Source organism: Anaeromassilibacillus sp. SJQ-5 (genome assembly GCF_054108045.1).
This window is the reverse complement of the sequence record NZ_JBPJWQ010000001.1, coordinates 430,681-442,839: the sequence shown is the minus strand read 5'-3', so window position 1 is coordinate 442,839 and position 12,159 is coordinate 430,681. Positions and strand designations below refer to the sequence as shown.

Here is a 12,159-nt window from a genome sequence, read left to right as displayed (position 1 = left end):
ACGGCAGACTGGAGGGAGCGTCATGCTGGACAAAACGATGACATTTTCACTGGGTGACGACAAAGAGCAGGAAATGAAAGTGGTGCTGACCACCGTGTATGACGCTCTACGGGAAAAAGGGTATAACCCCATCAATCAAATTGTCGGATATCTCCTGTCGGAGGATCCCACGTATATTACCACCCACAACAACGCCCGCAGCCTCATCCGCAAGCTGGATCGGGACGAGTTGCTCCGCGCACTGGTTCGCTCATATCTGAATAATTGAGCCTGAGAACGGCGCGGGGTATCCGTGCCGTTCTTTTTTCGGCCCGAACCAGAAGGCAAAGCTTTACAGCAGCCCTGAAATATGGTATACTGATGGTTAAGTGAGTCAAAATGGCCGGTACGCCGGCTTTCAGGAGGTTGGATATATGGCTGCAACGGAAAAAGCCAAAGAGAAGAAAAACGGGTTTCTGCTGTATAAGGGCCGCCCGCTGGTGCGCTCCGGCAATACGCTGTATTACGGCAACATGGCCGACAAGTGTGTGGTAATGTTTCAGATTCTCTCCACCAAAACGGTGGGGGATATGACCATGGCGGACAAGGTGCAGGTGCAGCTCATGTCCACCGATCCGGAGCTGCGCATGAAGGAGCGCATTCTCAAAAAAAGCGAGAAAACCGGCCTGTACAACGCCATGGACATTGGCGTCATCTGGCTGGAACGTGCGCTGGAAGCATAAGCGGCCCCCAGCAAGCAAAGAGCGGACGGCTTAAGCCGTCCGCCTTTTTTTACCAAACTGGGACTTGTACCCTCTCCAATCATCTGCTATACTGGCAGGGTAAGTCTGCACAACAAGCAGCGTCTCAACCTATCCATAACACAAAAGGGGATATCGTTATGACTGTGACCCAGGTTCTGTCTCCCGAACACGTCCTTACTCACGGCCGCATCTTATGGGTGCCGGAGCTGCAGCCCGAATGGACCAACGCGGGATTTTCCCTCCGTTTCCGGGGAACCGGCATTTCCGTTCACACCCTTCCCCCCGAGGTACAGCCGGATATGCCTGCCTACTTCGATCTGTCGGTGGACGGCCGCTCCCTGCTGGCCGCGCCGGTCGAAATGGATACGGAGCTTCTGACCGTGAACGGACTGGAGGAAGGGGAACATCTTCTCCGGGTGCGCAAGCGCTCGGAAACGCGGGAATCCCCCGTGCGTCTGAGCGCCGTGACGGTGGAAGGGGATTCCCCGGCCATTCTGCCGCCGCCCGCCCCCTCTTCGCGGCGAATGGAGTTCCTGGGCGACTCCCTCACCTGCGGATTTGGCAACGAAGCGGAGAAGAACACGCCGATCTTCCTCACCAGCGAGGAGGACGGTACCCGGACCGCTGCCGCCCTGACCGCCGCCCATTTCGGCGCGGATGACCGGTATGAGTGCATTTCTGGGCAGGGGGTCGTACGCAACTGTAACGGAGAAACCGATCGGCCCATCCCGGTCTTTTTCCACTGGGGCAGCCCCCATCGGCAGGACGAATGGGATTTTTCCCAGTGGCAGCCCCATGTGGTGGTCATCAACGCCGGCACAAACGACGTGAGCGGGCAGGTGGAGCCGGAGCTGTTCCGGGAAAAGACCGCCGCGTTTCTCCGTGAGCTGCGCCGTGTTTATCCCGAGGCGTGGCTGATCTGGGGTTACGGCATGTGCAACACGAACATGGAGTCGGCGGCCCGGCAGGCCCTGGAGGATGTCGGGGACGAGCGCGCCGTGTATCTGCCCTTTATGCCGCCCATTTCCGAGGAGGCCGGCGAAGTCGGCGCCTGTGGACATCCCAATTTGAAGGCTCACCGCCGGTTTGCCGATATCCTTATCCGTCAGGTGGCGGAGCTGACCGGCTGGCAATGAATGCCTCTGTGACATAGACAACGGCCCTGCGGACTTAGCCGCAGGGCCGTTTCTTATCCAGTATTATACCTGTTCCATGCTCTGCCGGATGTCGTCGAGGATATCTTCCACGTTTTCCAGGCCCACGGAAAAACGGATAAGGCCCGGATTCACCCCGGCGGCCACCAGCTGCTCATCGGTCAGCTGACGGTGAGTGGCACTGGCGGGATGCAGCACGCAGGTGCGGATATCCGCCACGTGCACCTCATTGGAGGCCAGCTTCAGGCCGTCCATAAATTTCACCGCTGCGGCCTTGCCGCCTTTGATGACAATGGAAATCACGCCGCAGGTGCCCTTCGGCAGATATTTCTGTGCCAGTTCATGATACCTATCGCCCTCAAGCGCCGCGTACCGCACCGATTCCACCTTGTCGCAGCCCGCAAAATACTTGGCCACCACCATAGCGTTTTCGCAGTACTGCTTCATGCGCACCGGCAGGGTTTCAAGCCCCAGATTGAGCAGGAATGCCGAGTGGGCGGCGGGATAGCAGCCCAAATCTCGCATCAGCTGCATCCGGGCCTTGATGATATAGGCGAGATTGCCGAAGTCCCGGGTATACACGACGCCGTGATACGACTCATCCGGCTCGGTGAATTCGGGGAAGCGGCCGTTATCCCACGGGAAATTGCCGCTGTCCACAATGACGCCCCCGGTCTGGAGCGCATGGCCGTCCATATATTTGGAGGTGGAATGCACCACGATGTCGGCGCCGAAATCGATGGGCTTGCAGAGAATCGGCGTGGCGAAGGTATTGTCGATAATCAGAGGAACGCCGTGGGCGTGAGCCACCCGGGCAAATTTCTCAATATCCAGCACCGCCAGGGCCGGATTGGCCAGCGTCTCGCCGAATACCGCCTTGGTGTTCGGCTTAAAGGCTTTGGCGATGGTTTCCTCATCCGCATCGGCATCCACGAAAATACATTCGATCCCCAGCTTTTTCAGCCGGACGGCAAACAGGTTCACCGTCCCCCCGTAAATCGTGGAGGTGCTGATGAAGCTGTCTCCAGCGTTGCAGACATTGAGGATGGACAGCAGGGACGCCGCCTGGCCGGAGGAGGTCAGCATAGCGCCCACGCCGCCCTCCAGCGCGGCGATTTTCTTTTCCACCGCCTCACAGGTGGGGTTGGAAAAGCGGGAATACATATGGGCTGTGGGCATATCGAAGAGGGCGCCGATATGTTCGGTGGAATCAAAGACATAGGTGGTGCTCTGAACGATAGGCACCACGCGGGGGCCGCCGTTCTCCGGCTGATAGCCGGCGTGCAGGCATTTGGTTTCGTCTTTCATGTCATGCAGCTCCTTTTCTGTTTTCGGTAAAAATGGGTATAAAAAATCCCCATCCTGCCTGTCTGCAAGGACGGGAGACTAGCTTCCGCGGTACCACCTGGCTTTGCCCGCGCCTCACAGCGACGGGCCTCTGCGAGTACGGGCAGGCAATCCCGCCGATACTCCGACGCTGTAACGGGCGTCTCCCTGCGCGGCCTAGCTTCCGACGGTAAACCCGAAGTTCGGTGCGCGGCTCCAAGATCATGTTCCATCCGGCCCTCCGTGCTTCTTCCCACCAACCGAAGCTCTCTGCGACATGCTGCCGGATGTACTCTTCTTTTCCCAGCCTTTTACCTATTCGATTTTGTTCATTGTAGCACCCGGCCGATAAAATGTCAAGCGGGGGTGTTGCCAAAGCAACACCCCTACTCCTGCGTATATTTACACTTTTTGAGACAGTCTCTTTCGTCCCTTAATCCCGCCGCAGGGCTTCCACCGGGCGCATTTTGGCCGCTTTGACCGCCGGATACACGCCGAACAGGGCGCCCAGCGCCACAGAAAATCCAATAAGTCCCAGCAGGCCGGTAAGCGACAGCGTCATGCGCACCCCCACCAGGGTCATGCCCAGCCAGCAAAGCCCGCCGCCCAACAGAATGCCTGCCAAGCTACCCAACAAAGAAATAATCACCGCTTCGGCCAAGAATTCCCACAATATACGGCCGCTGGACGCGCCGATGGCTTTCTTGATGCCGATTTCGCGGGTGCGCTCGTTGACCGATACCAGCATGATGGTCATGATGCTCAACCCCGATACCAACAGCGAAATTCCGCTGATGGCGGTCAGAACGAGAGTCACGATGTCCATCAGGCCGCTGAGCCGTTCCTTCTGCACCGCCAGATTATCGGTACGGTAAAGGCCCTCCAGGCCGCCGCTGCGCTCCAAAGCGGATACGATGGAGGTTTGCGCATGCTCCACGTCCGAGCCGTCCCGCACCCGCACGGCAATTTGATCGAAGGTTTCCCGGCCGGTCAGGTTCTGCATGGTGGTGTACGGGATATACACCATGCCGGGGATAAACTCCGTCACGTTTTGCAGCAGGCTGCTGCCGGTGGCAGTCACACCGATGATTTCAAACTCCTGCTCCACGCCGCCTATCTGCAAAACGATGGTCTTGCCGGTCACATTGGCCCGCTGATAGGCCTCCCGGGCCACCGTTTCGTCCAGCATGCACACCGGCAGGGCGCCTTCCACATCGCCGGGCGAAATGGCGCGCCCATATTCCAGCTTCAGGGATATCACCTGCGTGGTACCGGAATCGATCCCGCAGATCATGGCGCTGTTGCTGACGTTGCAGAGCAGGGAACTGGAAAATTCGATCATCAGGGGCATGGCTTCCTCGACCTGGCCAATGCGGCGGATGGTCTGCAAATCGTCCTGGGTCAGTCCGCCCACAGCGCTGCCGGTGCTCACCGACAGGCCGTTCATCCCCATGTTGTCCAGTTCACTATTCACCGCGGCCTTGCCCGCGTTGCTGATGAGGGAGACAATGACCACCATGATGACCCCCACCGTTATCCCGCTGACGGTCAGCAGGGTGCGCAGCCATTTGCGGGATAGACTTTTCAGGGCGCTGGACAGTACGTCGCGCATGAAGCTATCTCCCCTTTCCGGAAACCGACACCGGCGCGCCTTCTTTGGGAACGGCATCGGGATTGGTGATGATGCGATCGCCCGCTTTCAAGCCATCCGACACCTGATAGCCGGAAGCCAGTTCATCCTCCACGGTAATCAGCCGCTTGACCGCCCGGCCATTTTCGCAGATATACACGAATTCTTTGTCGTTTTCATCCTGCAAGACGTATTCATAGGGCACAATCCGCGCCTGATCGGTGGAGGAGACCACCACCTTGGCCTTGGCGGTCAAGCCCAACCGCAGGCTGTCGTCCAGCTCCTCCGGTGCCAGCATCACGACGGCGTCCACCACCGTCTCGCTGATGCTGCCGTTATACTGCGTGCGGGCGGAGGGAGAAAGGCTTTTCACCGTTCCCTGGTAGCTGCTTTTCGCAAACGCCACGCCGGACACCTTGACCGTCTGCCCCACCTTCACACTCCTCAGGTCCCGCTCATGGATCGACACCTTCACCTGCAGGGCATCGCTCGGGGAAATGACCACGCAGGGCTTGCTGGAATCGCTCATCTCCCCCTCGGCGGCGTTCAGGGTGGTAATAATTCCCGAAACGGGCGCCGTCACGGTATGCTGCAGATTGTCGGTGGGGATAGTATCGGGCGAAACGCCCCCCATGGTGGCCAGCACCTGTTTGGTGGCATCCACATCCACGGTAAAGAGCACATCCCCCTTCTCCACCTGCTGCCCCGCTGTTACCGGTACATCCTGCATCACACAGGAGATGTCCGTGTACACCTTCCGGCTTTCCGCCGCTTCGATTTTCCCGGTACAAGACACGGTTTTTTCCACAGCCCGTTCCTCGAGTGTATAGGTTTTGACCTCAACCGTCTCGGGTTTCATTAGGCTGCCCGCCGTCAGCACCCCTGTAATCGCCACCGCTGTCGCCGCCGCCAGCCATCCATACTTTTTCATTCCGCGCTGCATACCGCCACTCGCCTTTCCCGCGCCCATACGGCAAAAAAACACCGGTTCGGGCGGTGTTCTTCCCCTGGGTTTGCCTGTTTTTGTAAGGTTAGTGTTTGTGTTTGAGCGGAAAATATAATCGTCTTTTCCTTCCAGATACTGTAAAACCGATGGAATGGTAAAACGGCGGCTATCTAACGTTTCCGGCTTATGCGCGTATAGCAAAACAGCCGGATAACCACGCGGTTATCCGGCTGAATGTCCTATCTATTCAAAATGCAGCAGGAAGCGTCAGGCTCTGCGTGCCGTCTTTGGCGACGATGTGGCGCTGTGCGCCCAATTCCTCCATCCAGCCGCGCACAATAACCGTCTGCCAGGTATGGGTGTTGTAGCCCTGGCCCGCGTCGTTGTCCCACAGCCACTGCGGCGTACACCACAGGCAGATTTTGGGTGCTATGGCAGCATACAGCGTTTTCGCCACTCCCGCCTGGCCGTGATGCGCCATCTGACAGATCGTCGCCCGAACGCCCTCCGGGCCATATGACGCCAGCAGCTTTTCTCCGGCTTCCACGCCCAGATCAGACAGAAACAGCACCCTCTGCCCGTCCACCGTCAGGCGCAGCACAATGGAGCTGTTGTTGATAGCATTTGTTGTAAAAGCGGGATCCGGTATGTACAACACTTCGAAAAGCAATTCTTCCACCTGGATGCGTTGGCCTTCCTCAACCGGGACGCAGAGGCGCTCGAAGCGAGGCAGTAAATCGTTCCATTCCCGGATGGTGTGAACGTCTCCCGGCTCGTAAGCCGCGATAAAACCCTCGTCGGGAAAGCGGTAATACACATGCCGGATATCCACCTCGCCGGCATGCTCCCGCTGTATATCCAGGAAGGCATCGACATGATCCGAATGGGCATGGGTTAAAAACCAGGCCTCCACCACTGGTTTACCCTGTGAAATCGAACGGAGGAACTCCAGAAGATAGTCCGTGTCCAGGTGATTGCCTCCATCGATAACCGCCAATTTGCCGCTCTTAGTGCGCAGAATGTAAGACATCATCTGCTGCGGCCCCTGAGAGGCCAGCTGATACAACGTGGTTTCCGCCATACAAGCATGCTCCTTTATTTTTCTCTGCGAATATTCTGCCGGTCGAGCAGGGCACCGATAGACGTGGCCGCCTGCTGGGCCGGATGGGCTATTTTTTCCCAAAGACCCTGCCGCACCATGTTAGAGGCGCGGAAATAGAGGGTTACCACCCCCGGCAGGCCGGCGTCCTCCAGCGACGCGAGCCCATAACCCGCCGACTCATCCAGTCCAAGCGCCAGACGGAGCTGGGCATAAATCGCCCGTCCCGCCAGCTGGCCCTGCGTGAATATATCCGCCAGTTCCTTGATGGTATGGCCTTCCGCCAGCAGCGAGCGCCACCGAAATGCGTGACCATGGCTGCGCACCCAGACCGAAAGGGGAACCTGTCCTGAAAACCGCCTAGATGTGATATACGTGTCCTTCACCAGGCCCTCGCCATACAGGCACAGCATCAGCTCGCTGCCCGAACACATAACACCCACCACCCGGTCCCGCAGCTTGCCGGATAGACAGCGGCCCAATCCGTTGAGAGCCGTCACATCCAGCCGGTCGGCACAATCGTCAAAGACCGCCCAGCCTTTCTCCGTTGGGGCGAAGGCCACCGTCCTCTCGGCGCTTTCCCGCCGGCAGTTGATATATCCCTGCGCGTCCATGTATGCGGTAACGGCGTAAATGAGGCGATCCCGCGCCGTCTCCCTGTCCTGATTATCCAGTACCTGCAGCGATGCGTAATCCGGCAACGTGTCGCCCCCTTTCGCCATCCAGGCTACCTGTTTCTATCATACCCCATATCCCGCGCAAATTCAACGGCATCTTGTCGGCGAAATTTGCCCAGGTCCGATTCTGCCTCTTGACAGCAGATAGAAAGGAATATACAATATATAGTATCGTGCGCAAATAAACAGCCAATATATTCCGTCTTTGCCACTTATCTTTGGATATAACAAGAAAGGATGTACCCGCCCATGAACATTACGCCAAACGCCAGAACTGTACTGGAAAGACGTTATCTGGCCCGCAACGATAAAGGCGAGGTCACGGAGACGGTGGAGGATTTATTCCACCGGGTCGCCCGGGCCATCGCCGCCCCCGACGCCGCGTATGACAAGAAAACGAATCTGAAGGCGCTGGAGAAGGAATTCTATGAGATGATGACGTCGCTGGATTTCCTTCCGAACTCTCCCACGCTGATGAACGCCGGACGGCCTCTGGGCCAGCTGTCCGCCTGCTTTGTCCTGCCGGTGGCCGACAGTATGGACGCCATATTTGAAGCGATCAAGCAGGCCGCGCTCATTCACAAATCGGGCGGCGGCACGGGCTTCTCCTTCTCCCGCCTGCGTCCGAGCGGCAGCACCGTCAATTCCACTGGAGGCGTGGCCAGCGGCCCCATCAGCTTTATGCGGGTGTTCAACATGGCCACCGAGGCGGTCAAGCAGGGCGGCACCCGCCGCGGCGCCAACATGGGCATTCTGCGCATCGACCATCCCGACATCCTGCAGTTTATCAACTGTAAGGCGGACAACGCGGATATTACCAATTTCAACATCTCGGTCGGCATTACGGAAAAATTCATGGAGGCGGCCGAGGCCAATGCCCCCTATGATTTGGTGGATCCCGCCTCCGGCGAGGTAACGGGGCAGCTGAACGCCAAAGAGGTATTCGACAAAATCGTTTATGCCGCCTGGCGCAACGGGGAACCGGGCATCATTTTCCTCGATCGGCTCAACCGGGACAACGTGGTGCCCTCCCAAGGAGAAATCGAATCCACCAACCCCTGCGGCGAGCAGCCCCTGCTGCCCTATGAAAGCTGCAACCTGGGCTCCATCAACCTGACGCACATGCTGCGCCGCGACGAAAACGGATGCGCGGTGGACTGGGATAAGCTGGCCGTCACCGTCAAGAAAGCCGTCCACTTTTTGGACAACGTCATTGACGCCAACAAGTACCCCCTGGAGCAAATTGATTTCACCACCAAGCAAACCCGAAAAATCGGATTGGGCGTCATGGGCTGGGCGGACATGCTGCTCTATCTCGGCATCCCCTACAACTCCGACGAGGCGGTCGAACTGGCCGGAAGGCTGATGGAGTTTATTACCAACACCGGCCGGAGCGCCAGCGCGGAGCTGGCCACGGTACGGGGGGCCTTCCCGCTGTTTGAAGAAAGCATCTTTAAGGATGGAGTGCCTCTGCGCAACGCCACTGTCACCACCATCGCCCCCACCGGCACGCTGTCCATCATCGCGGGCGTCTCCTCCGGGGTGGAGCCGGTCTTCTCGTATGCCTATATCCGCACGGTCATGGACGGCACCAACATGGTGGAGGTCAGCCCGGTGCTGCGGGACGTTCTGGAGGCGCGCGGCCTCTATAACGACGATTTGCTGCAGCACATTGCCGAGGAGGGCACTCTGGTGCATCTGGAGGAGCTTCCGGAGGACATCCGTCGGGTGTTCGTATCCGCCCACGATATTTCTCCTCTGTATCACACTCGGATGCAGGCGGCCTTCCAGGAATATACGGACAACGCCGTGTCCAAGACCGTCAACTTCCCCCACAACGCCACCAAAGAGGAGGTGGCGGAGGTTTATACCCTGGCCTATAAGCTAGGCTGCAAAGGAGTCACCATTTACCGCGACGGCAGCCGGGAAATCCAGGTACTGAACCTGAAGAAAAAAGAGGAGGCGGAGGCCGAGTCCTGTCCGTCCCCCATCGTTCCCCGCCCCCGGCCCGACGTCACCCATGGCCTGACCGAAAAAGTGGCCATCGGCTGCGGCAACCTGTATATCACGGTGAATTACGACGAAAACGGCATATGCGAGGTGTTCACCAACACCGGCAAAGCAGGAGGCTGTCCTTCCCAGTCGGAGGCCACCGCCCGGCTGGTTTCCATCGCACTGCGCTCCGGTATGGACGTGAAAACTCTGACCAGCCAACTCAGAGGCATTCGATGCCCCTCCACCATTCGGCAGCCGGGCATGAAATGCACCTCCTGCCCGGACGCCATCGCCCGCGTCATTGAAAAGGTCGTGGCCTCCGCGGAATATCAGGCTGGGCTGAAACGGCCGGCTGCTCCGGCCGTGACGGCCCCCATCACGGCCCCGGCGAGACCGAAGGCGGAACCGGCCGTAGCCGCCCATATCCGGGAATGCCCGGAGTGCGGCGCGCCGGTCGAACACGAGGGCGGCTGCGTCATGTGCCGCAACTGCGGCTATTCCAAGTGTGGATGATACCCTGAAAACAAAGGGGCCGCCGAAAAAAGCATAAGGACTGAAAAAGCACGGTTATGCGTCCGGACAGACGCATAACCGTGCTTTTTCTGTGGGCTGTTAACAGCCCCCTCTTGTTATTGCCCATCCGAGCCATACAGGAAATGCTTGTTGTAATAATTTGAAACCTTTTTCAACTCGTCGTCCAACGCCTCCAGCCCCATGCTCTCCGCCAGGGTTGGCTGGCCGGAAAACAGATTGGTGCCCAGCCCCAGCCGTTCCCCGGGAATTTCCACGCCCAGGCTCGCCAAGGTTGTGGGGAACCAGTCCAGGGTGGTAAACATCCGCTCCTTGTCAAAAGCGGTGTCCATCGGTGCGTTAATGATGGTATTGAAGGTGGTGCGCACATACTCGCCGTTGTCCACAAAAAAGCGGGAATCCATGCTCAAATGATCCCCCACCAAAATAATGGTGGTATTTTCATAGAAATCCTGCTGCTGTATCCACCAGACAAAATCGGCCACGAGCCGATCGGAACAGGATATCACATTCGCGTACTGCCGTTCATCGTCCTGCCAGCATGCGGGGCAGACATACCCGCTTGGAAAATGGGTATCCACTGTCAGCATGGTGAAATTAAATGGCTCTCCCTCCGCGGCCAGCGCTGTCAGTTCTTCCCGGGCATAATCGAACAGCTTCAAATCCTCGTATCCCCACCAGACCCGGTAATCGGGATCGATTTTTCCGGTTTCCCTCGCGGTGTAGTAATCCCAAATATTATAACCGCCGTGCTGGGCAAAATATTGCCTGCGCCCCCCAAAAGACGCGTCCGAACCAATCAGCAGCTCCTGCCGGTACCCCTCCTGCTCCAGAATATCGCCAAGACTCCACACCCCGGGCAAAAACCTGGCGCTTTTGTTGCCATAGTCGTTGTCTCCCACAGGGATTTTCAGGGGCACCCCTGTCGTCTGGGACACCATGGCGGCAATCGTCCAGCTGGTACCTGTCACCTGCCGGGCGCCGCCCAGCGTATCGGTATGGGAAAAATTGAGATTAGCCAGCGCCAGCTCCGACAGATTGGGGAGAAGATTTTCTTCCTGATTCCCGCCCAGCTCCTTGGACAAGTAGGTGCTCTCCATCGATTCCAGATAAATATAGACTAGGTTGCGTTTTTCCTCCGGGAAGGTAAGGGTGATGCTCCGGGGATCGACATACGCCTCTTCGAACAAGGTCGACCGGGTCAGCTGGCTTTCGATGAACTCCGGTATGTACAAGGTGTAGGCCCCATAGCCGATGCCAGCCACCAGCGCCGCCACCGAAAGCAGCGGCAACAGCTTGCGATACAGCAGAAAAGGGAACACCCCGAAGGTGCGCGGCTTGTGAAACAGCCAGAGGGTGACGGTTTTCTGTGGCTGTACCCAATTGACCGCCAGCAGCACCAGTATCACGGCGGCGGCCAGCGATACCGGGAGGCATTCCACCAGAAAGCTGGTCACCACTTCATCGGTATTGGCCCCTTCCATGGGGGATTTAAAGGTAAATATCAACTGATCAAGCGGAACAAAGCCGAAGTGCCTTTGGCACCAGAAAGAGGCGGCAAACAGCAGCGCTCCCAAAAAGAGCAGCACAAAGCAAACGCTGAACCGGACGATTGTGCCTGCTTTGGATCGTGGCCTCACGCTCTCTCCCCTTTCTGTCGATACTGTCTGCGAACTCTATGGTATGCTATCATACGCGGCGGAACTTTCAGTGAGGAAACCTCGGCAATTTTGAAAGAATCATCACCGGCCGTCCCAACCATACCGGGATAGATCCACCCGACCGTCTGGGGTGAAGATTACGCCCTCTTCCTCCAGCCGAAGCCGCTGCATGTCCGCTCCGCCGAAAGCAAAGGCCCGCGAGGTTTCCCCCAGGCGGTTCACCACCCGGAAACAGGGGATCCCCTCGGGATCGGGATTGACATGCAGGGCGTACCCCACCACCCGGGACCAGCGTGGATTTCCCGCCAGCAGCGCCACCTGTCCGTAGGTGGCCACCCGTCCCCGGGGGATCCGCCGCACCACGGCGTAAATGCGGTCAAAAGCGTTCATCTCACCC

General features: G+C 58.1%; 11 protein-coding genes. 4 read left to right on the top strand and 7 right to left on the bottom strand.

Annotated elements, in window-relative coordinates; translation table 11 throughout:
• The first annotated feature begins 22 nt into the window (after positions 1-22).
• The 3 genes from ACSAMM_RS01790 to ACSAMM_RS01780 all read left to right on the top strand — a co-directional run bounded on the left by ACSAMM_RS01790 (position 23) and on the right by ACSAMM_RS01780 (position 1,879).
• Complete coding sequence (locus tag ACSAMM_RS01790) at positions 23-268, top strand: IreB family regulatory phosphoprotein (RefSeq protein WP_457789350.1); 246 nt, start codon at positions 23-25, stop codon at positions 266-268.
• A gap of 145 nt (positions 269-413) precedes the next feature.
• On the top strand, positions 414-722 hold the full coding sequence (locus ACSAMM_RS01785) for a hypothetical protein (RefSeq protein WP_457789348.1): 309 nt from the start codon (positions 414-416) through the stop codon (positions 720-722).
• Between the two features lie 158 nt (positions 723-880).
• Entirely contained in the window at positions 881-1,879 is a 999-nt protein-coding gene (locus tag ACSAMM_RS01780; RefSeq protein ID WP_457789346.1) for a GDSL-type esterase/lipase family protein, read from the top strand.
• A 63-nt stretch (positions 1,880-1,942) separates the two neighbouring features.
• Here the strand turns inward: ACSAMM_RS01780 and ACSAMM_RS01775 are convergent, their stop codons facing one another.
• The 5 genes from ACSAMM_RS01775 to ACSAMM_RS01755 all read right to left on the bottom strand — a co-directional run bounded on the left by ACSAMM_RS01775 (position 1,943) and on the right by ACSAMM_RS01755 (position 7,599).
• On the bottom strand, positions 1,943-3,205 hold the full coding sequence (locus tag ACSAMM_RS01775; protein WP_178720746.1) for a PLP-dependent transferase: 1,263 nt from the start codon (positions 3,203-3,205) through the stop codon (positions 1,943-1,945).
• A gap of 451 nt (positions 3,206-3,656) precedes the next feature.
• Complete coding sequence (locus tag ACSAMM_RS01770) at positions 3,657-4,835, bottom strand: ABC transporter permease (protein ID WP_178720744.1); 1,179 nt, start codon at positions 4,833-4,835, stop codon at positions 3,657-3,659.
• 4 nt (positions 4,836-4,839) lie between these two features.
• Positions 4,840-5,796 (bottom strand): efflux RND transporter periplasmic adaptor subunit, encoded by a 957-nt coding sequence (locus tag ACSAMM_RS01765; protein ID WP_457789343.1) that lies wholly within the window; start codon positions 5,794-5,796, stop codon positions 4,840-4,842.
• A gap of 250 nt (positions 5,797-6,046) precedes the next feature.
• Positions 6,047-6,880: an MBL fold metallo-hydrolase gene (locus ACSAMM_RS01760; protein ID WP_178725394.1), complete on the bottom strand. Its 834-nt coding sequence runs from the start codon at positions 6,878-6,880 to the stop codon at positions 6,047-6,049.
• Positions 6,881-6,894: 14 nt separating this feature from the next.
• A complete protein-coding gene (locus tag ACSAMM_RS01755; protein WP_178725392.1) occupies positions 6,895-7,599 on the bottom strand; it encodes a hypothetical protein in 705 nt (234 codons plus the stop codon).
• 225 nt (positions 7,600-7,824) lie between these two features.
• Between ACSAMM_RS01755 and ACSAMM_RS01750 the strand changes: the two genes are divergently transcribed.
• On the top strand, positions 7,825-10,083 hold the full coding sequence (locus tag ACSAMM_RS01750; protein WP_457789341.1) for a vitamin B12-dependent ribonucleotide reductase: 2,259 nt from the start codon (positions 7,825-7,827) through the stop codon (positions 10,081-10,083).
• Between the two features lie 116 nt (positions 10,084-10,199).
• Here ACSAMM_RS01750 and ACSAMM_RS01745 read toward each other — a convergent pair whose 3' ends face one another.
• Entirely contained in the window at positions 10,200-11,741 is a 1,542-nt protein-coding gene (locus tag ACSAMM_RS01745) for an LTA synthase family protein (RefSeq protein WP_457789339.1), read from the bottom strand.
• A 102-nt stretch (positions 11,742-11,843) separates the two neighbouring features.
• Complete coding sequence (locus ACSAMM_RS01740; RefSeq protein ID WP_178725386.1) at positions 11,844-12,152, bottom strand: methylated-DNA--[protein]-cysteine S-methyltransferase; 309 nt, start codon at positions 12,150-12,152, stop codon at positions 11,844-11,846.
• Positions 12,153-12,159: the final 7 nt, after the last annotated feature.